General features: G+C 60.6%; 30 protein-coding genes and 1 pseudogene. 20 read left to right on the top strand and 11 right to left on the bottom strand.

Annotated features, from left to right (window positions below):
- Positions 1-10: 10 nt before the first annotated feature.
- The gene (locus tag QMK51_RS02050) at positions 11-1045 is read right to left on the bottom strand and encodes a type IV pilus twitching motility protein PilT (RefSeq protein ID WP_320393024.1); all 1035 of its coding nucleotides are present in this window, start codon (positions 1043-1045) and stop codon (positions 11-13) included.
- Between the two features lie 56 nt (positions 1046-1101).
- Between QMK51_RS02050 and QMK51_RS02045 the strand changes: the two genes are divergently transcribed.
- The 10 genes from QMK51_RS02045 to QMK51_RS02000 all read left to right on the top strand — a co-directional run bounded on the left by QMK51_RS02045 (position 1102) and on the right by QMK51_RS02000 (position 8189).
- A complete protein-coding gene (locus tag QMK51_RS02045) occupies positions 1102-1788 on the top strand; it encodes a YggS family pyridoxal phosphate-dependent enzyme (protein ID WP_258698649.1) in 687 nt (228 codons plus the stop codon).
- Positions 1789-1821: 33 nt separating this feature from the next.
- Positions 1822-2640, top strand: a complete 819-nt coding sequence (gene proC / locus QMK51_RS02040) for a pyrroline-5-carboxylate reductase (protein ID WP_258698648.1) — start codon at positions 1822-1824, stop codon at positions 2638-2640.
- 10 nt (positions 2641-2650) lie between these two features.
- On the top strand, positions 2651-3241 hold the full coding sequence (locus QMK51_RS02035) for a YggT family protein (protein ID WP_258698647.1): 591 nt from the start codon (positions 2651-2653) through the stop codon (positions 3239-3241).
- A 4-nt stretch (positions 3242-3245) separates the two neighbouring features.
- On the top strand, positions 3246-3539 hold the full coding sequence (locus tag QMK51_RS02030) for a DUF167 domain-containing protein (RefSeq protein ID WP_258698646.1): 294 nt from the start codon (positions 3246-3248) through the stop codon (positions 3537-3539).
- A gap of 279 nt (positions 3540-3818) precedes the next feature.
- On the top strand, positions 3819-4958 hold the full coding sequence (metX, locus tag QMK51_RS02025) for a homoserine O-succinyltransferase MetX (protein ID WP_320393023.1): 1140 nt from the start codon (positions 3819-3821) through the stop codon (positions 4956-4958).
- 7 nt (positions 4959-4965) lie between these two features.
- Positions 4966-5586: a methionine biosynthesis protein MetW gene (metW, locus tag QMK51_RS02020; RefSeq protein WP_027926558.1), complete on the top strand. Its 621-nt coding sequence runs from the start codon at positions 4966-4968 to the stop codon at positions 5584-5586.
- A 26-nt stretch (positions 5587-5612) separates the two neighbouring features.
- Positions 5613-6047, top strand: a complete 435-nt coding sequence (locus QMK51_RS02015; protein WP_320393022.1) for a DUF4426 domain-containing protein — start codon at positions 5613-5615, stop codon at positions 6045-6047.
- Positions 6044-6640: an RdgB/HAM1 family non-canonical purine NTP pyrophosphatase gene (rdgB, locus tag QMK51_RS02010; RefSeq protein ID WP_320393021.1), complete on the top strand. Its 597-nt coding sequence runs from the start codon at positions 6044-6046 to the stop codon at positions 6638-6640. Before QMK51_RS02015 ends, rdgB begins: the two co-directional genes overlap by 4 nt.
- Entirely contained in the window at positions 6637-7842 is a 1206-nt protein-coding gene (gene hemW, locus QMK51_RS02005) for a radical SAM family heme chaperone HemW (protein ID WP_320393020.1), read from the top strand. The genes rdgB and hemW overlap by 4 nt, the downstream gene beginning before the upstream one ends.
- 23 nt (positions 7843-7865) lie before the next feature.
- A complete protein-coding gene (locus tag QMK51_RS02000; RefSeq protein ID WP_084322429.1) occupies positions 7866-8189 on the top strand; it encodes a DUF3392 domain-containing protein in 324 nt (107 codons plus the stop codon).
- 113 nt (positions 8190-8302) lie between these two features.
- Here QMK51_RS02000 and trmB read toward each other — a convergent pair whose 3' ends face one another.
- From trmB to QMK51_RS01980, 4 genes are all read right to left on the bottom strand, one after another.
- Complete coding sequence (gene trmB / locus QMK51_RS01995) at positions 8303-9028, bottom strand: tRNA (guanosine(46)-N7)-methyltransferase TrmB (RefSeq protein ID WP_258698642.1); 726 nt, start codon at positions 9026-9028, stop codon at positions 8303-8305.
- 9 nt (positions 9029-9037) lie between these two features.
- The gene (locus QMK51_RS01990) at positions 9038-9832 is read right to left on the bottom strand and encodes a thiazole synthase (RefSeq protein ID WP_320393019.1); all 795 of its coding nucleotides are present in this window, start codon (positions 9830-9832) and stop codon (positions 9038-9040) included.
- 63 nt (positions 9833-9895) lie between these two features.
- Positions 9896-10096, bottom strand: a complete 201-nt coding sequence (thiS, locus tag QMK51_RS01985) for a sulfur carrier protein ThiS (protein WP_007897898.1) — start codon at positions 10094-10096, stop codon at positions 9896-9898.
- A gap of 105 nt (positions 10097-10201) precedes the next feature.
- Entirely contained in the window at positions 10202-10573 is a 372-nt protein-coding gene (locus tag QMK51_RS01980) for a DUF423 domain-containing protein (RefSeq protein ID WP_258698640.1), read from the bottom strand.
- Between the two features lie 74 nt (positions 10574-10647).
- Here QMK51_RS01980 and mtgA point away from each other — a divergent pair, with 74 nt between their 5' ends.
- The gene (mtgA, locus tag QMK51_RS01975; RefSeq protein ID WP_258698639.1) at positions 10648-11370 is read left to right on the top strand and encodes a monofunctional biosynthetic peptidoglycan transglycosylase; all 723 of its coding nucleotides are present in this window, start codon (positions 10648-10650) and stop codon (positions 11368-11370) included.
- A 180-nt stretch (positions 11371-11550) separates the two neighbouring features.
- Here the strand turns inward: mtgA and rpoH are convergent, their stop codons facing one another.
- The 4 genes from rpoH to ftsY form a co-directional block, all read right to left on the bottom strand.
- A complete protein-coding gene (rpoH, locus tag QMK51_RS01970) occupies positions 11551-12405 on the bottom strand; it encodes an RNA polymerase sigma factor RpoH (protein WP_007897890.1) in 855 nt (284 codons plus the stop codon).
- Between the two features lie 113 nt (positions 12406-12518).
- Positions 12519-13541, bottom strand: a complete 1023-nt coding sequence (gene ftsX, locus QMK51_RS01965) for a permease-like cell division protein FtsX (RefSeq protein ID WP_258698638.1) — start codon at positions 13539-13541, stop codon at positions 12519-12521.
- A complete protein-coding gene (ftsE, locus tag QMK51_RS01960) occupies positions 13538-14209 on the bottom strand; it encodes a cell division ATP-binding protein FtsE (protein WP_105340799.1) in 672 nt (223 codons plus the stop codon). Before ftsE ends, ftsX begins: the two co-directional genes overlap by 4 nt.
- Positions 14206-15714 (bottom strand): signal recognition particle-docking protein FtsY, encoded by a 1509-nt coding sequence (gene ftsY, locus QMK51_RS01955; RefSeq protein WP_320393018.1) that lies wholly within the window; start codon positions 15712-15714, stop codon positions 14206-14208. Before ftsY ends, ftsE begins: the two co-directional genes overlap by 4 nt.
- Positions 15715-16057: 343 nt before the next feature.
- On the opposite strand from ftsY, the gene QMK51_RS01950 reads away from it, so the two are divergent.
- The 5 genes and pseudogenes from QMK51_RS01950 to QMK51_RS01930 form a co-directional block, all read left to right on the top strand.
- Entirely contained in the window at positions 16058-17413 is a 1356-nt protein-coding gene (locus QMK51_RS01950) for a pitrilysin family protein (protein WP_320393017.1), read from the top strand.
- A complete protein-coding gene (locus QMK51_RS01945; protein ID WP_320393016.1) occupies positions 17406-18896 on the top strand; it encodes a pitrilysin family protein in 1491 nt (496 codons plus the stop codon). Before QMK51_RS01950 ends, QMK51_RS01945 begins: the two co-directional genes overlap by 8 nt.
- A complete protein-coding gene (rsmD, locus tag QMK51_RS01940; protein WP_258698634.1) occupies positions 18896-19504 on the top strand; it encodes a 16S rRNA (guanine(966)-N(2))-methyltransferase RsmD in 609 nt (202 codons plus the stop codon). Before QMK51_RS01945 ends, rsmD begins: the two co-directional genes overlap by 1 nt.
- A 73-nt stretch (positions 19505-19577) precedes the next feature.
- Positions 19578-20588 (top strand): hydrolase, encoded by a 1011-nt coding sequence (locus tag QMK51_RS01935; RefSeq protein WP_320393015.1) that lies wholly within the window; start codon positions 19578-19580, stop codon positions 20586-20588.
- Positions 20589-20613: 25 nt separating this feature from the next.
- Positions 20614-20712: pseudogene (locus QMK51_RS01930) on the top strand (AraC family transcriptional regulator); the annotation flags it as partial.
- 138 nt (positions 20713-20850) lie between these two features.
- Here the strand turns inward: QMK51_RS01930 and QMK51_RS01925 are convergent.
- Both QMK51_RS01925 and QMK51_RS01920 read right to left on the bottom strand, forming a co-directional pair.
- Positions 20851-21705, bottom strand: a complete 855-nt coding sequence (locus tag QMK51_RS01925) for a sulfurtransferase (RefSeq protein WP_258698632.1) — start codon at positions 21703-21705, stop codon at positions 20851-20853.
- 33 nt (positions 21706-21738) lie between these two features.
- Positions 21739-22410: a TetR/AcrR family transcriptional regulator gene (locus QMK51_RS01920; RefSeq protein ID WP_018928685.1), complete on the bottom strand. Its 672-nt coding sequence runs from the start codon at positions 22408-22410 to the stop codon at positions 21739-21741.
- 145 nt (positions 22411-22555) lie between these two features.
- Here QMK51_RS01920 and QMK51_RS01915 point away from each other — a divergent pair, with 145 nt between their 5' ends.
- The 4 genes from QMK51_RS01915 (at position 22556) to coaD (ending at position 26879) form a co-directional block, all read left to right on the top strand.
- The gene (locus QMK51_RS01915; protein WP_320393014.1) at positions 22556-23986 is read left to right on the top strand and encodes a coniferyl aldehyde dehydrogenase; all 1431 of its coding nucleotides are present in this window, start codon (positions 22556-22558) and stop codon (positions 23984-23986) included.
- Positions 23987-24014: 28 nt separating this feature from the next.
- Positions 24015-24560 carry a twin-arginine translocation pathway signal protein gene (locus QMK51_RS01910; RefSeq protein ID WP_320393013.1) on the top strand — a complete coding sequence of 182 codons (546 nt, stop codon included), beginning with the start codon at positions 24015-24017 and terminating at the stop codon, positions 24558-24560.
- 128 nt (positions 24561-24688) lie between these two features.
- Complete coding sequence (locus QMK51_RS01905; protein ID WP_320393012.1) at positions 24689-26284, top strand: GMC family oxidoreductase; 1596 nt, start codon at positions 24689-24691, stop codon at positions 26282-26284.
- Between the two features lie 115 nt (positions 26285-26399).
- Entirely contained in the window at positions 26400-26879 is a 480-nt protein-coding gene (gene coaD / locus QMK51_RS01900; RefSeq protein WP_040071510.1) for a pantetheine-phosphate adenylyltransferase, read from the top strand.
- Positions 26880-26996: the final 117 nt, after the last annotated feature.

The raw sequence follows: 26996 nt of genomic DNA, 5'->3' as shown, positions 1-26996 counted from the left end.
CAACTTCCTGTCAGAAATTATCCGGCGACCGCGCCTTCTCCCGCGCATGTTCGCGGCTGATCACGCCCTTGGTCACCAGTTCTTTCAGGCACATATCCAGCGTCTGCATCCCCAGCGACCCTCCGGTCTGAATCGACGAGTACATCTGCGCCACCTTGTCTTCGCGGATCAGGTTACGAATCGCCGCGGTGCCGAGCATGATTTCGTGGGCGGCAATCCGCCCGCCGCCGATTTTCTTGATCAATGTCTGGGACACCACCGCCAGCAATGACTCGGAGAGCATCGAACGCACCATCGATTTCTCGTCGCCCGGAAACACGTCCACCACCCGGTCGATGGTTTTCGCCGCCGACGTGGTGTGCAGTGTGCCAAACACCAGGTGGCCGGTCTCGGCGGCAGTCAACGCCAAGCGGATAGTCTCCAGATCACGCATCTCCCCCACCAGAATCACGTCCGGGTCTTCGCGCAGGGCAGAGCGCAGGGCAGTGGCGAAGCTGCGGGTATCGCGATGGACTTCGCGCTGATTGATCAGGCATTTACGCGATTCGTGGACGAACTCGATGGGGTCTTCGATGGTGAGGATGTGGTGATGGCGATGGCTGTTCAGGTAATCGATCATCGCTGCCAGCGTGGTGGACTTGCCCGAACCGGTCGGGCCGGTCACCAGCACCAGGCCCCGGGGCGCGTCGGTAATCTTGCGAAACACTTCCCCCATGCCCAGGTCGTCCATGCTCAGGACCTTGGACGGAATGGTCCGGAATACCGCGCCCGCACCGCGATTCTGGTTGAAGGCATTGACCCGAAAACGCGCCACGCCGGGCACTTCGAAGGAAAAGTCGGTTTCAAGATGCTTCTCGAAGTCCACCCGCTGGAGGTCGTTCATGATGTCGTAGATCAGATCATGCACCGCCTTGTGGTCCAGCGCCGGCAGGTTGATGCGCCTCACATCGCCGTCGACACGAATCATCGGTGGCAGGCCGGCGGACAGGTGCAGGTCGGACGCGCCCTGTTTAGCGCTGAAAGCCAGCAGCTCAGTGATATCCATAGCGCTCCTCAATTCCAGTAGAATGCCGCGATCCTTCAGACCGCTGGCGCCTCTTGATGTCCACGATAGCAGACAACATCGCTCAGGTTAGTTCACGCATCCACGCTGCCGCCCTTGCCGCAAAGCGGGACGAACACAGCATCCAGCTGCTGGCCGTGAGCAAGACCAAGCCCGCCGAGGCCTTGCGCGAAGCCTATGCCGCCGGGATCCGTGACTTTGGCGAAAACTATTTGCAGGAAGCCTTGAGCAAACAGCTCGAATTGGCCGACCTGCCCTTGATCTGGCACTTCATCGGCCCCATTCAATCGAACAAGACTCGCGCTATCGCCGAGCATTTCGACTGGGTGCATTCCGTGGATCGCTTGAAAATCGCACAACGCCTGTCCGAACAACGCCCTGCCGATTTGCCTCCCTTGAACATCTGTATCCAGGTCAACGTCAGCGGTGAAGCGAGCAAATCCGGCTGCACCCCGGCCGACCTGCCCGTCCTGGCCAATGCCATCGGTGCCCTGCCCCGCCTGAAATTGCGCGGTCTGATGGCAATCCCCGAGCCGACTGAAGATCGCGCCGCCCAGGATGCCGCTTTTGCTGCCGTGCAGAGCCTGCAAGCCAGCCTGAACCTGCCACTCGACACGCTTTCCATGGGCATGAGCCACGACCTCGAGTCGGCCATCGCCATGGGCGCCACTTGGGTCCGTATCGGAACGGCCCTGTTTGGCGCCCGCGACTACAGCAAGCCATAACGTGGCTGACACCCCTCTATCTAAGGACCTGACATGAGCAAGACTCGTATTGCCTTTATCGGAGCCGGCAACATGGCCGCCAGCCTGATCGGCGGCCTGCGCGCCAAAGGTCTGGACGCCGCGCAGATCCGCGCCAGCGATCCGGGTGAAGAAACCCGTGCCCGCGTACACGCCGAGCACGGCATCGAAGTGTTTGCCGACAATGCCGAAGCCATTCAGGGCGCGGACGTGGTTGTACTGGCGATCAAACCCCAGGCGATGAAAGCCGTTTGCGAAGCCATTCGCCCAAGCCTCAAGCCGAATCAACTGGTGGTCTCGATTGCGGCCGGCATCACCTGCGCCAGCATGAACAACTGGCTTGGCGCCCAGCCCATCGTGCGCTGCATGCCCAACACCCCGGCGCTGCTGCGCCAGGGCGTGAGCGGTTTGTACGCCACGGCCGAAGTGAGCGCCGGGCAACGCCAGCAGGCGCAAGAGCTGCTGGCGGCGGTCGGCATTGCCTTGTGGCTGGATGAAGAACAGCAACTGGACGCGGTCACTGCCGTTTCCGGCTCGGGCCCTGCGTATTTCTTCCTGCTGATCGAAGCCATGACCGCCGCTGGCGTGAAGCTCGGTCTGCCACCCGAAACCGCTGCACAACTGACCCTGCAAACCGCGTTGGGCGCTGCACAGATGGCGGTCACCAGTGATGTAGACGCCGCTGAACTGCGTCGCCGCGTGACGTCGCCTGCGGGCACCACCGAAGCGGCGATCAAGTCGTTCCAGGCCGGCGGCTTCGAAGCTCTGGTAGAAAAAGCACTTGGCGCCGCCGCGCACCGCTCGGCCGAAATGGCCGAACAACTGGGCAAATAAGGAGCCTTACATGATTGGATTGAACACTGCGGCGATTTACGTGCTGCAAACCCTCGGCAGTCTGTACCTGCTGATCGTGCTGTTGCGTTTCGTGCTGCAACTGGTGCGCGCAAACTTCTACAACCCACTGTGCCAGTTCGCCGTAAAAGCGACCCAGCCGCTGCTCAAGCCGCTGCGCCGGATCATCCCGAGCCTGTTCGGCCTGGACATGTCCTCGCTGGTGCTGGCAATCCTCGTGCAGCTGGCGTTGATGGCCCTGACCCTGTTGCTGACCTTCGGCACCATCGGCAACCCGCTGCAATTGCTGATCTGGTCGCTGATCGGCGTGACTGCGCTGTTCCTGAATATCTTCTTCTATGCCCTGATCATCAGCGTGATTCTGTCCTGGGTCGCACCGGGTAGCCATAATCCGGGCGCCGAACTGGTGAACCAGATCTGCGAGCCGGCCCTGGCGCCGTTCCGCAAGATTGTGCCAAACCTCGGCGGCCTGGATATCTCACCGATCCTGGCGTTCATGGTGCTCAAGCTGATCGACATGCTGGTGATCAACAACCTCGCGGCCTTGACCATGATGCCGCAAATCCTGCGTCTGCTGATCTGACCCGGTGAGCTACTTTCGCTGGGACGGTGATGACCTGATTCTGGAATGCCACCTGCAACCGGCGGCCCGCAGCGATGACTTCTGCGGGCTGCATGGCGATCGCCTGAAGATCCGCCTGACGGCGCCGCCGGTCGAGGGCAAGGCCAATGCGTATCTGATGGCGTTTCTGGCCAAGGCGTTCGGGGTTTCCAAGAGTCAGGTGAGCTTGATCAGCGGGGAGCTGAACCGGCAGAAGCGGGTGCGGATTTGTTCGCCGAAGACGCTGCCTGAGTTGCCGTATCTGGTGCGTCCGGCCTGACTTCAATGTGGCCAGGAGATTTATCCCCGCTGGGCTGCGCCCTGTAGGAGCTGCCGAAGGCTGCGATCTTTTGATCTGATCTTTGCTTTGGATTCAATTGGTAGAGGAAAGATCGCAGCCTCGTTGCACTCGACAGCTCCTACGGGGGCCGCTTCGCGCCCCAACGGGAGCAAGCTCCCTCGCCACAGGTACACCGGCAAAAAATCAGGCCCGGCCTTTGCTTGCCGCTAGCCACAGCGGTCTTTAGACTTACGCCTCATTTCAACGAGAGCAGGGTCGATGCCAGCTGCCTTCCCCCCCGATTCTGTTGGTCTGGTGACGCCGCAACTGGCGCACTTCAGTGAACCCCTGGCCCTGGCCTGTGGCCGTTCGCTGCCAGCTTATGACCTGATCTACGAAACCTACGGCACGCTCAATGCTACGGCGAGCAACGCCGTGCTGATCTGCCACGCCTTGTCCGGCCACCATCACGCCGCCGGCTTCCACAGCCCCGACGACCGCAAACCCGGTTGGTGGGACAGCTGCATCGGCCCCGGCAAACCGATCGACACCAACAAGTTCTTCGTGGTCAGCCTGAACAACCTCGGCGGCTGCAATGGTTCTACCGGCCCCAGCAGCATCAATCCGGAAACCGGCAAACCGTTCGGCGCCGATTTCCCGGTGCTGACCGTGGAAGACTGGGTGCACAGCCAGGCGCGCCTCGCCGACAGGCTAGGCATCCGCCAATGGGCAGCGGTGATTGGTGGCAGCCTCGGCGGCATGCAGGCCTTGCAGTGGACCATTACCTACCCGGACCGCGTGCGGCACTGCCTGGCCATCGCCTCGGCGCCGAAACTGTCGGCACAGAACATCGCGTTCAACGAAGTCGCACGCCAGGCGATCCTCACCGACCCGGAATTCCACGGCGGTTCGTTCCAGGAGGCGGGCGTGATCCCCAAGCGCGGGCTGATGCTGGCACGGATGGTTGGGCACATCACCTACCTGTCCGACGACTCCATGGGCGAGAAATTCGGTCGCGGCCTGAAGAGCGAAAAGCTCAACTACGACTTCCACAGCGTCGAGTTCCAGGTCGAAAGCTACCTGCGGTATCAGGGCGAGGAGTTTTCCGGGCGTTTCGACGCCAACACCTACCTGCTGATGACCAAGGCCCTGGATTACTTCGACCCGGCGGCGAATTTCGACGATGACCTGGCGAAAACCTTCGCCAATGCCCAGGCCAGGTTCTGTGTGATGTCGTTCACCACCGACTGGCGCTTCTCCCCTGCCCGCTCACGGGAGCTGGTGGACGCGCTGATGGCGGCCAGGAAAGACGTTTGCTACCTGGAGATCGATGCTCCGCAAGGCCACGACGCCTTCCTGATTCCGATCCCGCGTTACTTGCAGGCCTTCAGCAATTACATGAACCGTATAGCGCTTTGAGGAAGACATGAGAGCCGATCTGGAAATCATCCAGGAATGGATCCCCGCCGGCAGCCGCGTGCTCGACCTCGGCTGCGGTGACGGCGAGCTGCTGACCTGGCTGCGCGATAACAAGCAGGTCACCGGCTATGGCCTGGAAAACGACCCGGACAACATTGCCGAATGCGTGGCCAAGGGCATCAACGTCATCGAGCAGGACCTGGACAAGGGCCTGGGTAACTTCGCCAGCAACAGCTTCGACATCGTGGTCATGACCCAGGCCCTGCAAGCCGTGCATTACCCGGACAAGATCCTCGACGAAATGCTGCGGGTCGGTCGCCAGTGCATCATCACCTTCCCCAACTTCGGTCACTGGCGCTGCCGCTGGTACCTGGCGAGCAAGGGCCGGATGCCGGTTTCGGAGTTTCTGCCGTACACCTGGTACAACACGCCGAACATCCACTTCTGCACTTTCGAAGACTTTGAAGCGCTGTGTCGCGAACGTGAAGCCAAGGTCATTGATCGGCTTGCCGTGGATCAACAGCATCGGCACGGGTGGGCCAGTAAGCTATGGCCTAATCTGTTAGGTGAAATCGGTATCTACCGAGTCAGCAGCCCCGGGCTGCAAGACCACAAGGTTGCGGTCTGAATCACGACACCTCGAGGAGAATGATCATGGGTCGTCTAGCGCTGTTTTTACTTACTGCCTGCCTGAGCGTCACCGCCATGGCCGCCGACGCCATCAAGGGTGAGCGCCAGGAAACCTTTGGCGACGTGACGGTGCACTACAACACCTTCAACTCGACTTTCCTGACACCGGACATCGCCAAAGCCGCCGAGCTGACCCGCAGCAAGAACCAGGGCGTCATCAACATCTCGGTACTCAAGGATGGCAAACCGCAAACAGCTCAGGTCAGCGGCACGGTCAAAGACCTGACCAGCCAAAGCGTCCCGTTGAAGTTCAAACAGATCACCGAAACAGGCGCGGTCTACTACATCGCCCAGTACCCGGTGCCACAGCAGGAAATCCGCACCTTTGAAATCAAGGTGCAGACCGGTGACAAAATCAACACCATCACTTTCAACCAAGAGCTTTTCCCCGGCGAATGATGAACTTCACGCAACTCGTACTGGCCAGCCATAACGCCGGCAAACTCAAGGAACTCCAGGCCATGCTCGGCGAATCGGTGCACTTGCGCTCGATCGGCGAGTTCAGCAGCGTCGAGCCTGAAGAAACCGGTCTGTCGTTCGTCGAGAACGCCATTCTCAAGGCCCGCAATGCCTCGCGCATTTCCGGCCTGCCGGCCTTGGCCGACGATTCGGGGCTGGCGGTGGATTTCCTCGGCGGTGCGCCGGGTATCTATTCGGCCCGTTACGCTGACGGTAAAGGCGATGCGGCGAACAACGCCAAACTGCTCGACGTCATGAAAGACGTGCCGCAAGCCGAGCGCGGCGCGCAATTCGTCTGCGTATTGGCGCTGGTGCGTCATGCCGACGATCCGTTGCCGATCCTCTGCGAAGGCCTGTGGCATGGGCGCATCCTGACCCAGGCCAGCGGCGAGCACGGTTTTGGCTACGATCCGCTGTTCTGGGTGCCGGAGCGCGAATGCTCCAGCGCCGAATTGAGCCCGAGTGACAAGAACCTCATCAGCCACCGCGCCCGTGCAATGGATCTGCTGCGCCAGCGTCTGGGCCTGAAATGATCCATGAATCGTCCGCTTCGCCGCTGATTTTCGGTGGCGCCGCACAATCGCCTCGGGCCGCTTTGCCTGTGCTGCCGCCCTTGGCGCTGTACATCCACATCCCGTGGTGCGTACGCAAATGCCCTTATTGCGACTTCAACTCCCACACCGCCAGCCCCGTGCTGCCGGAAGAAGAATATGTGGACGCCTTGCTGGCCGACCTCGATCAGGACCTGCATGCGGTTTATGGCCGTGAGCTGAGTTCGATCTTCTTTGGTGGCGGTACGCCGAGCCTGTTCAGTGCCGAGGCGCTGGGTCGCTTGCTCAAGGGCGTCGAGCAACGTATTCCGTTCGCCAGCGACATCGAAATCACCCTGGAAGCCAACCCGGGGACGTTCGAGCAGGAGAAATTCCGCGCCTACCGGGCGTTGGGCATCAATCGCCTGTCGATCGGCATCCAGAGCTTTCAGGAAGAAAAACTCAAGGCCCTGGGGCGGATTCACAACGGCGATGAGGCCGTACGTGCCGCCGGCATGGCCCGTCAGGCCGGTTTCGACAACTTCAACCTGGACCTGATGCACGGTTTGCCCGATCAGTCCCTGGACGATGCCCTGAGCGACCTGCGCCAGGCTATTGCCCTGAAGCCGACCCACCTGTCCTGGTATCAGCTGACACTGGAACCGAACACGGTGTTCTGGAACCAGCCGCCGACACTCCCGGAAGATGACACCCTGTGGGATATTCAAGAGGCCGGTCAGGCGCTGTTGGCCGAACACGGTTACGCGCAATACGAAGTCTCGGCCTATGCCCAGCCCGGCCGTCCGGCGCGGCATAACCTCAATTACTGGAGTTTCGGCGACTTCATCGGCATCGGCGCCGGCGCCCATGGCAAGCTCAGCCATCCGGACGGGCGCATTGTGCGCACCTGGAAGACTCGCTTGCCGAAGGATTATTTGAACCCGGCCAAAAGCTTCCAGGCCGGCGAGAAAGCCCTGACCAACGAAGAGTTGCCGTTCGAGTTTCTGATGAACGCCTTGCGCCTGACCGAGGGCGTCGAAGCGCGGTTGTATCCCGAACGCACCGGGCTACCTCTGGAAAGCCTCGCCGAAGGCCGCCGCGAAGCCGAACAAAGTGGCTTGTTGCAGGTCGAACCGTCACGTCTGGCGGCCACGCTGCGCGGGCAACTCTTTCTCAATGATTTGCTGCAGAATTTTCTGAGCTGATTTTCAGCCTTAAGGGAAAACGAATGGATTTGATACTCGACCTGCTCGCCACCGTGTCCCGCTGGAGCCGTAGCAACCTGTCGGAAATCTCTCTGGCACTGGTAGGCTGCCTGCTGGTGCTGTTTGGCGCCGACATCAAAGGCTGGGTCGACCAACGCCTGGGCAGCATCGCCGGCGCCTTGCGCGTCCCGCTGATGGCCCTGCTGTGCATGGTCGGCAGCGGCGTGGCGCTGATCTATGCCACGCCATGGATCATCAAAGGCCTGAGCCAGTTCAACAACTACAGCCTGGCGCCGGTGTTGTTGGTGGTGCTGGTGTTGATTGGCGTCGTAGCAGACCGCCGCTGAGCGCTGATGATCGTTCCCACGCTCTGCGTGGGAATGCAGCCAGGGACGCTCCGCGTCCCAAGAGCGTCCATTGAGGTATTCCCACGCGGAGCGTGGGAACGATCATTGGCCGGTTAGGACTGTTTTTCGAACTTCAGATCCCACACGCCATGCCCAAGACGTTCGCCGCGGCGTTCGAACTTGGTGATCGGGCGTTCGGCCGGACGTGGGACGCATTTGCCGTCTTCGGCGAGGTTGCGATAGCCCGGTGCGACGTTCATTACTTCCAGCATGTACTCGGCGTACGGTTCCCAGTCGGTGGCCATGTGTAGCACACCGCCAACCTTCAACTTGCTGCGCACCAGTTCAGCGAACGATGCCTGAACGATACGACGCTTGTGGTGACGGCTTTTGTGCCATGGATCTGGGAAAAACAGCATCAGTCGATCGAGGCTGTTGTCGGCGATGCAACGGTTGAGCACTTCGATCGCATCGCAATCGTAGACGCGCAGGTTGGTCAGCCCCTGAGTCAGCACGCCATTGAGCAGCGCGCCGACACCCGGACGGTGCACTTCCACACCAATGAAGTCCTGTTCCGGCGAAGCCACGGCCATTTCCAGCAGCGAGTGGCCCATGCCGAAACCGATTTCCAGCGAGCGCGGTGCCGAGCGACCGAACACTTGGTCGAAGTCCACCGGCGCATCGGCCAATGGCAGCACGAACAGTGGCGTGCCCTGATCCAGACCGCGTTGCTGGCCTTCGGTCATGCGCCCGGCGCGCATCACGAAACTCTTGATGCGGCGGTGTTGGCGCTCGTCGCCTTCTTCCGTCTGGATAGGCGTGTCGTTCGATTCAGTCATCAATGGCTCTTACTTGATCAGACCATCCAGCGGCGAGGAGGCGCTGGCATAGAGTTTTTTCGGCATGCGGCCGGCGAGGTAGGCCAGACGGCCCGCCACGATGGCGTGTTTCATGGCTTCGGCCATCATGATCGGCTGTTGGGCGTGGGCGATAGCCGAGTTCATCAGCACCGCGTCACAGCCCAGCTCCATGGCGATGGTGGCGTCGGAAGCGGTACCGACACCGGCATCCACCAACACCGGGATTTTCGCTTCTTCGAGGATGATCTGCAGGTTGTAAGGGTTGCAGATCCCCAGACCCGAACCGATCAAACCGGCCAGTGGCATGACCGCGATGCAGCCGATTTCCGCCAGTTGCCGGGCGATGATCGGGTCATCGCTGGTGTAGACCATCACGTCGAAGCCTTCCTTGACCAGCACTTCGGCGGCCTTGAGGGTTTCGATCACGTTGGGGAACAGGGTTTTCTGATCCGCCAGCACTTCCAGCTTCACCAGGTTGTGGCCGTCGAGCAGCTCACGGGCCAGGCGGCAGGTGCGCACGGCTTCGATGGCGTCGTAGCAACCGGCAGTGTTCGGCAGGAAGGTGAAGCGATCCGGCGACAGGACTTCGAGCAGGTTCGGTTCACCCGGGTTCTGGCCGAGGTTAGTGCGGCGCACGGCGAACGTGACGATCTCGGCACCCGAGGCTTCGATGGCCATGCGAGTTTCTTCCATGTCACGGTACTTGCCGGTGCCTACCAGCAAACGCGACTGGTAAGTACGACCGGCCAGAACGAAGGGCTTGTCGCTACGAACGATGCTCATGGGAAATCCTCTGTTGGGGTGAGGTTCTTGCAGAATAATTCTGTGGCCGCTTGGGCCGGGCGGCTAGCCGCCGCCGATGGCGTGCACGACTTCGACCGAGTCACCGTCGTTCAACGTGGTTTCTGCGTGCTGGCTGCGCGGGACGATATCCAGATTGAGTTCGACCGCCACCCGGCGCCCGGTCAGTTCCAGACGGGTCAGCAGGGCCGCAACGGTTTCGCCGTCGGGCAATTCAAGGGATTCGCCGTTCAATTGAATGCGCATGCCGAATGCCGCCATCATTTTTAGGGGCTGGCATTCTAGCCCGATCAGTCAGGCCGACCCAAGCCATTCGTCTTGTAATACTATCCTGCGGCAGCTCCTACAAGGTCAGCTCAACCGCCAGGCGGCAAGCCCCAGGCAAAACCAGCCCACCAGGAATGCCAGACCACCGAAGGGGGTGACGATCCCGAGCTTGCTGACGCCTGTCATCGTCAACAGGTACAGACTGCCGGAAAACAACACAATACCGATGGCAAAGGACGCACCAGCCCAAGTGATCAGCCGACCGGGAACCTGCGTAGCCAACAGCGCCACACCCAGTAACGCCAGGGTGTGCACCAGTTGATAGGTGACGCCTGTATGGAATATCGCCAAATACTCCGGCGTCAGACGGCTTTTCAGGCCGTGGGCGGCGAATGCCCCCAGGGCAACACCGGTGAAGCCGAAAAAGGCAGCCAGCATCAGGAAGCCACGCAACATGAAGAACTCCAGTCAGACTCGATCAACAGGGTCTGTATAATGGCCGGCTCAACGGGTTCGGCCAAGCCATCTCTATGCTGCAATTAATTTTCCGTCGTTTCACGAAGGTCCTGCTCTGGTTCGCGGGCGGCAGCGTATTGCTGGTGCTGCTGTTTCGGGTGGTGCCACCACCGGGAACGGCACTGATGGTCGAACGCAAGATTGAATCCTGGTTCGACGGTGAACCTATCGACTTGCAACGTACCTGGAAACCCTGGGATGAAATCTCCGACGACCTGAAAGTCGCGGTGATTGCCGGTGAGGATCAGAAATTCCCGGAGCATTGGGGTTTTGACTTCGGGGCGATTCAGGCGGCACTGGCTCATAACGAGCTGGGCGGTTCGATTCGGGGTGCCAGCACGCTAAGCCAGCAGGTTTCGAAGAACCTGTTTTTGTGGTCCGGGCGCAGTTGGTTGCGCAAAGGCCTGGAGGCCTGGTTTACCGGGCTGATCGAAGTGTTCTGGCCCAAGCAGCGGATTCTTGAGGTGTACCTCAACAGCGTCGAGTGGGATGAAGGCGTGTTTGGCGCCGAAGCCGCGGCTCGGCATCACTTTGGTGTGGGCGCTCGTTCACTGTCCCGGCAGCAGGCGAGTTTACTGGCCGCAGTACTGCCGAACCCGCGGGTGTGGAGCGCCAGCCATCCGACCTCTTACGTTGCAAGGCGAGCCGGGTGGATTCGCCAGCAGATGAGTCAGTTGGGTGGTGACAGTTATCTGGTCGACCTGAACGATTCGCGCCGGGCGCCTTGGTCTCAATAACGCCGCAAATCCCTTGTGGGAGCGGGCTTGCTCGCGAAGGCGTCGTGCCAGTCGACATCAATGTTGACTGATATACCGCATTCGCGAGCAAGCCCGCTCCCACATTAGTTTTGTGGTGTGGCACAGAAACAAAAACGCCCCGATCAATGATCGGGGCGTTTTTTATTGCGTTCGCGCAGGTTACGCGGCGATCGACAACTTGAGCTTGTTCATCGCGCTCTTCTCGAGCTGACGAATACGCTCGGCCGACACGTTGTACTTCTGCGCCAGGTCGTGCAGCGTGGCCTTTTCCTCTGCCAGCCAGCGCTGGTAGAGGATGTCGCGGCTGCGGTCGTCCAGCACTTCAAGCGCTTCGTGCAGGTTGTGGTTGGAGTTGTCGCTCCAGTCGGCATCTTCCAGTTGACGGGCCGGGTCGTACCGGTGGTCTTCCAGATAATTGGCCGGCGATTGGAAAGCACTGTCGTCGTCCGCTTCCGCGGCCGGATCGAACGCCATGTCATGGCCGGTCAGGCGACTTTCCATCTCGCGTACTTCCCGCGGCTCTACGCCGAGGCTTTCCGCCACGCGATGGACTTCCTCGTTGTTCAGCCAGGCCAGACGCTTCTTCTGGCTGCGCAGGTTGAAGAACAACTTGCGCTGAGCCTTGGTGGTCGCGACTTTCACGATCCGCCAGTTGCGCAGGATGAACTCGTGGATTTCCGCCTTGATCCAATGCACCGCAAAGGACACCAGGCGTACGCCCATTTCCGGGTTGAAACGCTTGACCGCTTTCATCAGGCCGACGTTGCCTTCCTGGATCAGGTCAGCCTGGGCCAGGCCGTAGCCGGAATAGCTACGGGCAATGTGTACGACAAAACGCAGGTGGGCGAGCACCATCTGCCGAGCCGCCCCCAAATCCTGCTCATAATAGAGACTCTCGGCCAGTTCACGCTCCTGCTCCGGTGTCAGCAATGGAATGCTGTTCACCGTGTGCACATAGGCCTCCAGGTTCGCACCCGGGACCAGAGCATATGCAGGCTGCAAAGAATTGGTCATACGAAAAAACCTCCGACTTACATAACTCGTGCAGTTCAGCACTGCGAAAATTGACCGGAAACCAAAAGACAAGTTCCCATAAACGCTGAAAGGTCAATACGAGCAAAATGATATTACTTTGGCGCAAGCTCCCGCAGGTGACGTGCGACTGCAATCCATGCACCGATATACCCCAACAGCACCGCGCCAAGCAAGAGCGATAGACCGTCGGCAACTGGCACTCCGGCCAGCGCAAAATCACTGCCGTACAAACCGGCCAGTCCAACCACCGCGTCGTTCAGCCAGTTCAGGCCGAACGCCAATACACCCCAGGACAGAATCCCCGCACCAAAGCCATAAAGCGCCCCCATATACAGAAAGGGCCTGCGCACATAGCTGTCAGTGCCGCCGACGAGTTTAATCACTTCTATCTCTGTGCGGCGGTTTTCAATATGAAGACGAATGGTATTGCCTATCACCAAAAGTAATGCAGAAACCAAAAGCACGGTCAGACCGAAGACAAAACGGTCGCCCAGCTTGAGGATGGCTGCCAGACGCTCGACCCAGACTAGATCAAGTTGCGCCTGTTGTACCTTCGGCAATTCGGAAAGTTTTTGTCTCAATGCTTCAAGCGCGGGCTTGTCGACCTCGTTCGGGGTCACCAGGACCACGCCCGGCAGCGGGTTTTCCGGGAGCTCCTTGAGCGCTTCGCCCAGTCCGGACTGCTGCTGGAACTCTTCCAGTGCCTGATCACGACCCACGTATTCGGCGTCGGCCACGCCCGGCATGCCCTTGATCTGCTCACGCAACGACTCGCCCTGTTCAGGGCCGGCATCGAGTTGCAGGTACAGGGAAATCTGCGCCGCACGCTGCCAGGAACCGCCGAGACGCTCGACGTTACTTAGCAGAAGTGACAGACCCATCGGCAAACTCAGGGCAACTGCCATCACCATGCAGGTGAAAAAGCTGCCGATCGGGTGTTTGCCCAAGCGGCGCAAGCTGTCCAGCAGACTGGCGCGGTGGCTTTCGATCCAGGCGCGGAACAGCGTGGCGAAATCCGGGCCGTCGTCATCGTCGCGCTTTTTCTTCTGCGGTTGCGGATCGGCGGCCTTCGGGGCCACGCGCTCGGAAACCTTGGGGCTACGTGTTGCACTCATACGCCAGCCTCCCCGTCGCCGATCAATCGGCCACGCTGCAGGGTCAGCATGCGGTGACGCATGCGAGCTATCAGCGCCAGGTCGTGACTGGCGATCAGCACGCTGGTGCCCAGACGGTTGATGTCTTCGAACACACCCATGATTTCCGCCGCCAGACGCGGGTCGAGGTTACCGGTCGGTTCATCCGCCAGCAGCAAGGCCGGGCGGTGAACGATGGCGCGAGCGATGCCGACGCGCTGTTGCTGGCCGGTGGACAGGTCGCCGGGGTAGAGATCGGTTTTGTCCGAGAGCGCCACGCGTTCCAGGGCTGAGTCCACACGCTTGGCAACTTCGGCCTTGGACAGGCCAAGGATCTGCAACGGCAACGCGACGTTGTTGAACACCGTGCGATCGAACAGCAATTGGTGGTTCTGGAACACCACGCCGATCTGCCGACGCAGGAACGGAATCTGCGCGTTGCTGATGGTGCCCAGGTCTTGCCCTGCCAGCAGCAATTTGCCGGTGGTCGGACGCTCCATGGCCAGCAGCAGCCGCAACAAGGTGCTTTTACCGGCGCCGGAATGGCCGGTGACAAACAAAAATTCACCCCGACGGACTCGAAAGCTCAGCTCATGCAAGCCGACGTGACCGTTCGGATAGCGTTTACCGACCTGTTCGAAACGAATCATGAACGCTCCCGCTCGGCAAACAATGCCTGGACAAAGGGTTCTGCTTCAAAAGTACGCAAATCGTCGATGCCTTCACCGACGCCGATATAGCGAATCGGCAAGCCAAACTGCTTGGCCAGGGCGAAAATCACCCCGCCCTTGGCGGTGCCGTCGAGCTTGGTCAGCGCCAGGCCGGTCAGTTCGACGGTCTGGTTGAATTGCTTGGCCTGGTTGATGGCGTTCTGGCCGGTACCGGCGTCGAGCACCAACAGCACCTCATGGGGTGCGTCGGCATCGAGCTTGCCGATCACCCGGCGAACCTTTTTCAGTTCTTCCATCAAGTTGTCTTTGGTGTGCAGGCGACCAGCGGTGTCGGCGATCAGCACGTCAATGCCCCGGGCCTTGGCGGCCTGCACGGCGTCGAAGATCACCGAAGCGGAGTCGGCGCCGGTATGCTGGGCGATGACCGGAATCTTGTTGCGCTCGCCCCAGACCTGCAATTGCTCGACCGCGGCGGCGCGGAAGGTGTCACCGGCGGCGAGCATGACTTTCTTGCCTTCCAGTTGCAGCTTTTTCGCCAGTTTGCCGATGGTGGTGGTCTTGCCGGCGCCGTTGACGCCCACCACCAGAATCACGAATGGCTTGTTCTGTGAGGTGATTTTCAGCGGCTGTTCGACGGGTTTGAGCATCGCTGCCAGCTCGGCTTGCAGGGATTTGTACAGCGCATCAGCATCGGCCAGTTCTTTGCGGGCGACTTTCTGAGTCAGGCGCTGAATGATCACCGACGTCGCTTCGACGCCGACATCGGCGGTCAGCAGACGGGTTTCGATGTCTTCGAGCAGCTCGTCGTCGATGATTTTCTTGCCGAGGAACAGGCTGGCCATGCCCTCGCCAATGCTGGCGCTGGTCTTGGACAGGCCTTGCTTGAGACGGGCGAAGAAACCGGCCTTGGTCTCTTCGGTACGCACAGGCTCGGCCGGGATTTCGACGGGCGCAACCGGTATGGCGACAACAGGAGCGATGGCTGGTGCTGGTGCTGGCTCTGGCTCTGGCGCTTGAGCAACTGGAGCGACAAATGCTGGTACTACAGGTTCTGGAACAACCGGCGCAGGTTCGGTTACGAACACGGGCGCAACGCCTGCCGGTTCAACCACTGGCGCCGGAACCGGCTCAGGAGCAAACGCGGTCGGGGCCGGAATCGGTGGCGTGATGTGAGGCGCTTGCTCATCTTCGACCAACGCCACCGGTTCTTCCGCTACCGGCAATGTCAGCCACGGCGCGGCCACTGGCGTCAGCGGCAATGGGGCCGCGACTTCGGTTTCAGTTGCACGCTCGGCCGCAGGTTGTAGCGCCGGCTCGGCAATCGGCGCAGGCTTTTGCTCTATAACCGGCGCTGGTGCTGACTCAGAAAGTGGCTGTGGCTGTTCGACAACGGGCTCCTGCGGCTTTTTGCGCAGCCATCCGAACAGGCTTTTCTTCTCGCCAGCCGCAGCTGGGGTCTTCTTGTCGTCGTTGGAACCAAACATGGAGGACGGCTATCTCACGGTAGCGACGCGCCAAAGGGCGCCTCGGCAATAAATAATTCGATGCAGAACAGACTGCGATTCATCCAGCTTGTTCACGCGCAACATTTTGTCGAGGTGCGAACGGCACCTCACAGAAACGATTTCACGAAGGACTGAAGCGGCAAAATCGGCGAAAAAGCAGAGTTTAGTTGATAAACCTCAGTCTTCTGCCGCAAACCCATACAACCTGATCAAACACCAAGGCTTGATAGGCGTGGCCGCCAGTAAAACGGATCAGTATCCTAGCACCCTCTCGCCCGCCGACGCTAAGACCAAGCGGGCAGCCCAACAGGTTTAAAAACGAATGAATGCTCTAGCCCGCCGCGCTGCAGGCCTGCTGCTCAGCACAGTTTGTCTGCCCCTCTCGGCCCTGGCTGCCGATCCACAACCGACCCACGAATTCACCCTCGACAACGGCCTGAAGGTTGTCGTGCGCGAAGACCATCGTGCGCCGGTCGTCGTTTCCCAGATCTGGTACAAGGTCGGCTCCAGCTATGAGACCCCGGGCCAGACCGGGTTGTCCCACGCGCTGGAACACATGATGTTCAAGGGCAGCGAGAAAGTCGGCCCCGGCGAAGCCTCGCTGATCCTGCGCGACCTCGGTGCCGAAGAGAACGCCTTCACCAGCGACGACTTTACCGCGTATTACCAGGTGCTGGCCCGCGACCGTCTGGGCGTGGCCTTCGAACTGGAAGCCGACCGCATGGCCAACCTGCGCCTGCCGGCCGACGAGTTCGCCCGCGAGATCGAGGTGATCAAAGAAGAACGTCGCTTGCGCACCGACGACAAGCCGATGTCCAAGGCCTACGAACGCTTCATGGCCATGGCCTACCCCGCCAGCGGCTATCACACGCCGACCATCGGCTGGATGACGGACCTCGACCGCATGAAGGTCGAAGAACTGCGCCACTGGTACCAGTCCTGGTATGTGCCGAACAACGCCACCCTGGTGGTGGTCGGTGATGTAACCCCGGACGAAGTCAAAACCCTCGCCCAGCGCTACTTCGGCCCGATCGCCAAGCGCGACGTGCCACCGGCGAAAATTCCGCTGGAGCTGGCTGAGCCTGGCGAACGCAAGATAACCCTGCATGTACAAACCCAATTGCCGAGCCTGATGCTGGCCTTCAACGTGCCGAGCATCGCCACCGCCGCAGACAAACAGTCGGTCAACGCCCTGCGCTTGATTTCCGCCCTGCTCGACGGCGGCTACAGCGGCCGCATCCCGACGCAACTGGAGCGCGGCGAAGAACTGGTGTCCGGCGGTTCGTCGAGCTACGACGCCTACACCCGTGGCGACAGTCTGTTCACGTTGTCGGCCACGCCGAACACCCAGAAGAAGAAAACCATGGCCCAGGCTGAAGCCGGGTTGTGGAAACTGCTCGAACAGCTGAAAACCACTGCGCCGTCCACCGAAGAGCTGGAGCGCGTGCGAGCACAGGTCATTGCCGGTCTGGTCTACGAGCGTGACTCGATCACCAGTCAGGCCACCGCCATCGGCCAACTGGAAACCGTCGGGCTGTCCTGGAAACTGATGGACACCGAACTCGCCGACCTGGAAAGCGTGACCCCGCAAGACATCCAGAAGGCCGCCAAGCTGTATTTCACCCGCGAACGTCTCAGCGTCGCCCATGTACTGCCACAGGAGACGACTCATGAGTGAGCGTAAAAAATCGCGTCTGGCCCTGATCGGCCTGATCGCTGTCGCACTGATCGGGTCTGCCGCCTTTTATTTGTCAAAACCCGACGAGTCCAACGCCAGCGAAGCCCTCGACAAAGCCAAGGCCAGCCAGAAGCTGCAATCGCTGGCCGAACTCGACGGCAAGGCCCCAAGCCATCGCTCGCTGAACGTGCAGACCTGGAACACCGCCGAAGGCGCCAAGGTGCTGTTCGTCGAAGCCCGTGAGCTGCCGATGTTCGACATGCGCCTGATCTTCGCCGCCGGCAGCAGCCAGGACGGCGATGCACCCGGCCTGGCACTGCTGACCAACGCCATGCTCAACGAAGGTGTGGCCGGCAAAGATGTCAGCGCTATCGCCCAGGGCTTCGAAGGCCTGGGCGCCGACTTCGGCAACGGCGCGTACAAAGACATGGCGCTTGCTTCCTTGCGCAGCCTGAGTGCTGTGGACAAACGCGAGCCTGCCTTGAAGCTGTTCGCTGAAGTCGTCGGCAAACCGACCTTCCCCGCCGATTCGTTTGCCCGCATCAAAAACCAGATGCTCGCCGGCTTCGAATACCAGAAACAGAACCCCGGCAAACTCGCCAGCCTGGAGCTGATGAATCGCTTGTATGGCGCTCACCCGTACGCGCACTCCAGCGACGGCACGGCGAAGAGCATTCCACCGATCACCCTGGCGCAGTTGCGGGCCTTCCATCAGAAAGCCTACGCCGCTGGCAACGTAGTGATTGCGCTGGTGGGCGACCTGTCGCGCGCCGAGGCCGAGGCGGTTGCCGCACAAGTATCCGCCGACCTGCCCAAAGGCCCGGCCCTGGAGAAAATCGAACAACCGACCGACCCCAAGCCCAGCATCGGTCACATCGAGTTTCCGTCCAAGCAGACCAACCTGATGATCGCGCAACTGGGTATCGACCGTGACGATCCGGATTACGCGGCGTTGTCCATGGGCAATCAGATCCTTGGCGGCGGTGGTTTCGGCACCCGGTTGATGAGCGAAGTGCGCGAGAAGCGCGGCCTGGCCTACGGCGTGTATTCGGGTTTCAGCCCGATGCAGGTTCGCGGCCCGTTCATGATCAATCTGCAAACCCGCGCCGAGATGAGCGAAGGCACGCTGAAACTGGTGCAGGACGTGCTCGCCGACTACCTTAAAACCGGCCCCACCGAAAAAGAACTCGATGACGCCAAGCGCGAACTGGCCGGCAGCTTCCCGCTGTCCACCGCCAGCAACGCCGATATCGTCGGTCAGCTCGGCGCCATGGGCTTCTACAACTTGCCGTTGAGCTACCTGGAGGACTTCATGCAGCAGTCCCAGAGCCTGACCGTCGAGCAAATCAAAACCGCCCTGAACAAACACCTGAGCACGGACAAACTGGTCATCGTCAGCGCTGGCCCGACCGTGCCACAAAAGCCGTTACCGGCCCCTACTGATAAACCTGCCGAGCAACCGCTCGGGGTTCCGGAGCATTAATGGCCAGTCCAAAAAAACCTGTTCACAACGTCCATAACGGTGTGAATCAACTGCGCATCATCGGCGGCGAATGGCGTAGCCGGCGCCTGAGTTTCCCGGATGCTCCGGGCCTGCGGCCGACCCCGGACCGGGTGCGTGAAACCCTGTTCAACTGGCTCGCGCCTTACGTCGCCGGGGCCAAGGTGCTCGATCCGTTTACCGGCAGTGGCGCGTTGTTTCTGGAAGCCTTGTCCCGTGGCGCGGCCATGGGCCAGGCGCTGGACGCCAGCAACATCGCGGTGTCCAGCCTGAAAGAACATCTGGGCACCCTGCGCTGCACCACCGGTCAGGTACAGACTGCCGACGCCTTGCGTTATCTGGAAACCCAACCGGCCACGGCGTTCGATCTGGTATTTCTCGACCCTCCGTTCAATCAGAATCTTTTGCCAGTCGTTTGCACTCTGCTCGAAGAGCGTCATTGGCTGGCCGACGATGCGTGGGTCTACACTGAAAGCGAAACAGCACCGTCGATACTTGGCTTGCCGGGAAACTGGCGCCTGCATCGGGAGCAGAAATCCGGACGAGTGTATTACGCGTTGTGGCAACGTATGGCAGGGATCGCCGGCTAGTCCGGCCTGAGAAAACGGTGCGAAGCTCAGTCAGCTAACGCTGCGGGTACGCACCGCAGCATCGAGAGCAATCGTGTCCCATCTGCCAGAACGTTTCACCCCCGCCTTCACGCCCGCCTACGGCCTGGGCAATCCGCACTTACAAACCTTGTGGGGACCGCTATGGCGCAAAACCACGCATATCGAGCGCGAGCGGGAACGATTGTGGCTTGAAGACGGCGACTTCCTTGACCTGGACTGGCACGCCCCCCACAGCGCGAATGCGCCGCTGGTGCTGGTATTGCACGGCCTGACCGGTTCGTCGAATTCGCCTTATGTGGCCGGCATGCAAAAGGCGCTGGGCGCCCGGGGGTGGGCCAGCGTCGCGCTGAACTGGCGAGGCTGCTCCGGCGAGCCCAATCTGTTGCCGCGCAGCTACCATTCCGGGGCCAGTGAAGACCTGGCGGAAACCATCAAACACTTGCGAACCCAGCGCCCCCTCGCGCCGCTGTATGCGGTCGGTTATTCCATGGGCGGTAACGTATTGCTCAAGCATCTGGGCGAAACCGGCAGCAACAGCGGTGTGCTCGGCGCGGTGGCAGTGTCGGTGCCGTTTCGCCTCGATCAGTGTGCCGATCGTATCAGCCAGGGTTTTTCCAAATTCTATCAAGCGCATTTCATGCGTGAGATGGTCGCCTACATCAAGAACAAGCAGCGCAAATTCCAGCATGACGGACATGAGGATGGCCTGGCGGCGTTGGCAGCCCTGGGCTCGCTGGAGAACTTGCGCACCTTCTGGGATTTCGATGGCCGGGTCACCGCACCGCTGAACGGTTTCGCCGATGCCGCGGATTACTATCGCCGCGCCTCAAGTCGTTATTTCCTTGGAGAGATTCGCACGCCGACCCTGATTATCCAGGCGGCCGATGACCCGTTTGTGTTTCCTCATAGCCTGCCGCAAGCCGACGAATTGTCCGCCAGCACTCAATTCGAGTTGCAGGCCAAGGGTGGGCATGTCGGTTTCGTCGAGGGCACGTTCAGGCAACCGGGTTACTACCTGGAACGGCGCATTCCCCAATGGCTGGCCGCCACGGGGCGCACCTGAACCATGGACTCCGGTCAGGGTGAATCAGCCAGGTTTTGCCGACCAGAGCCATCTGAGTCGGCAGTTCAAGCAGGTTTACGGTGTAGGACCGGGGGGCGTATTGCAGTGCGCAGCAGGTGCTTGAGGTTTAATGAGGCCTCACAAACACCCATTATCCCTGTGGGAGCGAGCTTGCTCGCGATGGCGGCGGGACAGTCACCACCGTCGTTGAATGTTATGGCCCCATCGCGAGCAAGCACGCTCCCACAGGGGATTGTGGTGATCATTCGCCGGTGGCGACGCCTCGTGCGGGATCGTTGATCCACTCACTCCACGACCCGGCATACAGCGACCCCAACGGATAACCCGCCAGGCACAGGGCGAACAGGTTGTGGCAGGCCGTCACGCCAGAACCGCAATACGCGACCAGTTCCGTCGGCGAACGAACACCTAGCTTCGCAGCAAACCGTTGCTTGAGCTGATCGGCCGGCAGGAAACGCCCGTCACTGCCCAGGTTGTCGGTGAACGCGGCACATTGCGCGCCGGGGATGTGTCCGGCTATCGGATCGATCGGCTCCACTTCGCCCTTGAAGCGCGGCAGGGCGCGGGCGTCGAGCAAGGTCAACGCTGGCTGGCCGAGACGTTGCTGCAGCTGTTCGGCGCTGAGCAACAGCGAAGCATCCGGCGTCCCGGTGAAGGTACCGCGGGTGATCGACGGCGCATCAAGACTCAAGGGCAATCCGGCGGCATGCCAGGCTTTCAGCCCGCCATCGAGTATGAACACGCCATCGCGCTTGCCCAGCCAGGCCAGCAACCACCAGGCCCGCGCCGCGTAGGCGCCGGGACCGTCATCATACAAAACCACCTCGCTGTCGGCGTTGATGCCCCAGGCCTGCAGACGCTCGATCAGGTTTTCGGGCTCAGGCAACGGATGACGCCCGGTCACACCCTTGACCACTGTCCCGCTCAAATCACGCTCAAGATCGGCAAAACTCGACCCGGCGATATGACCTTCGCAATAGCTGCGCTGACCGTAGTCCGGGTCTTCGAGGGCAAAACGACAATCCAGAATTACCAGCCCCGGCGCCTCCTTTTTCAGGTCCAACGCTTGCGGGCTGATCAGTTGCGCAATGGGCATAACGGGCTCCTGTGATGTTGTCGGTCTTGAATCCTAATGCACTTCTTCCAGGGCCTGGGCCAGCGGCACGTAAAATTCGTCGAACAGCGCATTCACCGCATCGCGCGATTGATCGGTGACGAACCCGGCCTCAAGCACCAACACCTGATACACGCCTCGTTTAATGGCCTGTTCGCTCAGATGGTTGGAGTTTTCCCGTGTGGTGCACAAGAAGCGCACCCAGGACGTGAGGATGATCCAGGCATTGAGGGTCAGGGATTCGATCTGGACCTTATCCATATTCAGGATGCCAGCCGCGACGAACCCTTCGTAAATGGCGGTGCCCTGAATCAGGCAGCGCTGGGAAAAGCGCCGATAACGGGCGGCGAGTTCGGGATCGCTGTCGAGCAAGTGCTCGAGGTCGCGATGCAAAAACCGGTAGCGCCACATGGCGGCGAGCAATTCCTTGAGGTAGAAGCGCTTGTCTTCGACCGTCGCGGCGCGGCCCTGGGGCGGGCGCAGGAAGCTGTCCACCAGGCTTTCGTACTCACTGAACAGCACAGCGATGATCGCCTGCTTGTTAGGGAAGTGGTAGTACAGGTTGCCCGGAGAAATCTCCATGTGGGCAGCAATGTGGTTGGTGCTGATGCTGCGCTCGCCCTGCTGATTGAACAGCTCCAGGCTGTTCTGCACGATGCGCTCGCTGGTTTTGATCCGAGGGGCCATGGCTTGAGCTTTAATTCAGAGTGCGGTGACGGGCATCTTACGACCTATCCGTGGGTGGATAAAACAAAGCTGCGCCAGGATGTCATTTGACTTTCTAGAGCATGAACTCTAAAAAATCCTTATTACAATAAATCCGGAGCCTACCATGCCTGCTGACATTGCCTACCTGAAGAACCTGCAGCAGCCCCTGGACGAGCTCCAAGCCCTGTTCGATGCTCAACGCGCAGCGTATGCAGGCAACCCGATGCCGCCGCCGGCTCAGCGCCAGCAATGGCTAAAAGCGTTGCGGAACCTGTTGAGCGATGAACGCCAGGCCCTGATCGACGCCATCAGCCAGGACTTCAGCCACCGCAGCGCCGATGAAACCCTGCTCGCCGAATTGATGCCCAGCCTGCACGGCATTCACTACGCCAGCCAACACCTCAAAGGCTGGATGAAAGCCTCGCGGCGCAAAGTCGGCCTTGCCTTTCAGCCGGCGTCGGCCAAAGTCGTTTATCAGCCTCTGGGCGTGGTTGGGGTGATCGTGCCGTGGAACTACCCGCTTTACCTGGCCATCGGGCCGCTGGTGGGTGCGTTGTCGGCGGGCAACCGGGTGATGCTCAAACTCAGCGAATCGACCCCCGCCACCGGTTTGCTGCTCCAGGAATTGCTGGGTCGGATATTCCCTCAAGACCTGGTCTGTGTGGTGCTGGGCGAGGCCGATGTCGGCGTGGCGTTCTCCCGGCTGCGCTTCGATCACCTACTGTTCACGGGCGCCACCAGCATCGGCAAACACGTGATGCGCGCCGCCGCCGAAAACCTGACACCGGTGACCCTCGAACTGGGCGGCAAGTCCCCGGCCATCGTTTCCCGCGATGTACCGCTCAAGGACGCCGCCGAACGTATCGCTTTCGGCAAGACCCTCAACGCCGGGCAAACCTGTGTCGCCCCGGACTATGCGCTGGTGCCGGAAGACCGCGTAGGCTCTTTCGTCGAAGCCTATCGTCAGGCGGTTCGCGGTTTTTATCCGACCCTGGCCGACAATCCGGACTACACCGCCATCATCAATGACCGACAACTGGCGCGGCTCAACGGCTACCTCAGCGACGCCACCAGCAAGGGCGCGCTGCTGATTCCGCTGTTCGATCAGGGCCAGGGCCGACGCATGAGTCATAGCCTGCTGCTCAACGTCAGCGACGACATGACGGTGATGCAGGACGAAATCTTCGGCCCATTGCTGCCGATCGTGCCGTACAAGGATCTCGACGAAGCGTTTGCCTACATCAACCAACGGCCTCGTCCGCTGGCGCTGTATTACTTCGGCTACGACAAGCGCGAGCAAAACCGCGTCCTTCACGAAACCCATTCCGGCGGCGTCTGCCTCAATGACACCTTGCTGCACGTTGCTCAGGACGACATGCCGTTCGGCGGCATCGGTGCCTCGGGCATGGGCCACTACCACGGCCACGAGGGTTTCCTGACCTTCAGCAAGGCCAAGGGCGTACTGATCAAACAGCGTTTCAACGCAGCGAAGCTGATCTATCCGCCGTACGGTAAATTCATTCAGAAACTGATCCAGAAGCTATTCATCCGCTAACGATCATCACCGCCGGGTAATAACAATAATGAGCCCAAGCCTGTCCGATACACCCGCGCTGTCGCGGCGCGGCCTGCTTGAACTCAGCCTCGGCGCCAGCGCCTTTCTGGCCACGGCCGGATTAGGCGCGAGCCTCAGCGGCTGCTCGTCGAGCACCCCGGCCAGCGGCTTCGCGATTCTGCGCAGCAGTGACCTGCTGTTTCTGCGGGCACTGATCCCGGTGATGCTCGACGGCGCAATGATCGTCGAGAAAGTGCCGACTGCCGTCGCCGAGACCCTGCACGGCCTTGATAACGGACTGAATCACCTGTCGCCGGAAATGCTCAAACTGACCGGGCAATTGTTTGATGTGTTGGGGATGAGCATCACCCGTGGCCCACTGACCGGGGTATGGGGCAGTTGGGAAAACGCCAGCAGCGAACAGATCCGGCACTTTCTTGATCGTTGGGAAAACAGTTCGTTAAGCCTGTTGCGCATGGGGCATAGCTCATTGCTGCAAATGGTGATGATGGCGTGGTACAGCCGGGCGGAGTCGTGGGTGCATTGCGGATATCCGGGGCCGCCAACCGTTTGAAATCGTGGCGACCCTATCGCGAGCAGGCTCGCTCCCACAGGGGTTACGCGATCCATGTGGGAGCGAGCCTGCTCGCGATAGCGTCTGCTGCCTCACCACAGAATCCAAAATAATAAGAGAACCCGAACATGCCCGTACCCGATCCGTTCCGCGAAGGCCTGGCCCGTGGCTGGAAAACCTACAACGGTTCGCAACTGACCCAGGACCTGACCCTCGACGCGGACGTGGCGATCATCGGCAGCGGTGCCGGCGGCGGGACCACCGCCGAAATCCTCAGCGCCGCCGGCTACAAGGTGTTGCTGATCGAAGAAGGTCCACTCAAAACCAGCAGTGACTTCAAGATGCTCGAAGACCAGGCCTACACCAGCCTCTATCAGGAAGGCATCGGGCGCATGAGCAAGGACGGTGCGATCACCATCCTCCAGGGTCGGGCGGTGGGCGGCACCACGTTGATCAACTGGACCTCGAGCTTTCGCACCCCGGACCCGACGCTGGAACACTGGGCCAAAGAGCATGACGTCAAAGGCCACACGCCGGCCGAGATGGCGCCCTGGTTCGAGCACATGGAACAACGCCTGGGCGTCGCCCCGTGGAGGGTGCCGCCCAACGCCAACAACGATGTCATCCGCAAAGGTTGCGAAAAACTCGGCTACGTCTGGCATGTGATTCCGCGCAATGTGCGTGGCTGCTGGAATATCGGCTACTGCGGCATGGGTTGCCCGACCAACGCCAAGCAATCGATGCTGGTCACGACCATCCCGGCGACCCTGGAAAAAGGCGGCGAGCTGCTCTATCTGGCCCGCGCCGAAAAACTGTCGATTAACGACGGCAAGGTCACAGGCCTGCACTGTGTGGCGATGGATGAGCGTTGTGTTGCGCCAACCGGACGCACGATTAAGGTCAAGGCACGGCATTACGTACTGGCCGGCGGCGGGATCAACAGCCCGGCACTGCTGTTGCGCTCCGAGGCGCCGGATCCTCATGAGCGCCTGGGTAAACGGACCTTTCTGCACTTGGTGAACATGTCCGCCGGGCTGTTCGACGAGGTGATCAACCCGTTCTACGGTGCACCGCAGTCGATCTATTCCGACCATTTCCAATGGCAGGACGGCGCCACCGGCAAAATGTCCTACAAACTGGAAGTTCCACCACTGCACCCGGCGCTGGCCAGCACCCTGCTCGGCGGCTTCGGCACGGAAAACGCCCGGCACATGGAAAACCTGCCGCACACCCACGCCATGCTGGCGTTGCTGCGGGACGGTTTTCACCCAGACAGCCCTGGCGGCAGTGTCGAATTGCGCGGTGACGGCACGCCAGTGCTCGACTATCAGGTTTCACCCTACGCCTGGGATGGGTTGCGCCGGGCGTTCCACAGCATGGCCGAGATCCAGTTTGCCGGTGGCGCCAACGCCGTGATGCCGATGCACGCCGACGCGCGCTACGTGAAAACCCTCGCCGAAGCGCGCACGCTGATAGATGGCCTGAGCCTTGAGTTGTATCGCACGCGCCTGGGCAGTGCTCATGTGATGGGCGGTTGTGCCATGGGCGAAGACCCGAAAAACGCCGTGACCGACAGCCTCGGCCGACATCACCAACTGCGCAATCTGTCGATTCACGATGGCTCGCTATTCCCCACCAGCATTGGCGCAAACCCACAATTATCGGTCTACGGGCTGACGGCGCAACTGGCGAATTCACTGGCCGAACGTTTGAAAAACCCATGAAAACGCGGAATATTCCCATCGTCTATAGTGCTTTCTTACCCAACAGGCGACTTGGCCGACCGGGAAGGCTGCGATACCATCCGACTCCCCAACGGACTCCCGCCAGGACGACGCGATGAACCGAGTGTTGTACCCAGGTACCTTCGACCCTATTACCAAGGGCCATGGCGATCTGGTCGAACGCGCCGCGCGCCTGTTCGATCACGTGATCATCGCTGTCGCCGCCAGCCCGAAGAAAAACCCGCTGTTTCCCCTGGAACAACGTGTAGAGCTGGCCCGCGAGGTCACCAAACATTTACCGAACGTTGAAGTCGTCGGCTTCTCGACGCTGCTCGCGCACTTCGCCAAAGAGCAGAACGCCAACGTGTTCCTGCGCGGTTTGCGCGCGGTGTCGGACTTCGAATACGAATTCCAGCTGGCCAACATGAACCGCCAACTGGCACCGGATGTGGAAAGCCTGTTTCTCACCCCGTCCGAGCGTTATTCGTTCATTTCCTCGACGCTGGTCCGTGAAATCGCAGCCCTGGGCGGCGATATCACCAAGTTCGTCCACCCGGCGGTGGCCGACGCCCTCACCCTGCGCTTTAAAAAGTAGGAGCTGCCGCAGGCTGCGATCTTTTGCGGCTACCGCAATCTTCGATCGCTGCACTTGATCGCGCCCGCGTGCACTGCGGGCGCCAATGCGGCACAATTGTGCGCATTGGTTTATTGC

Source organism: Pseudomonas sp. P9_31 (assembly GCF_034008235.1).
Lineage (GTDB): Bacteria > Pseudomonadota > Gammaproteobacteria > Pseudomonadales > Pseudomonadaceae > Aquipseudomonas.
This window is presented reverse-complemented; position numbering and strand designations above follow the sequence as displayed.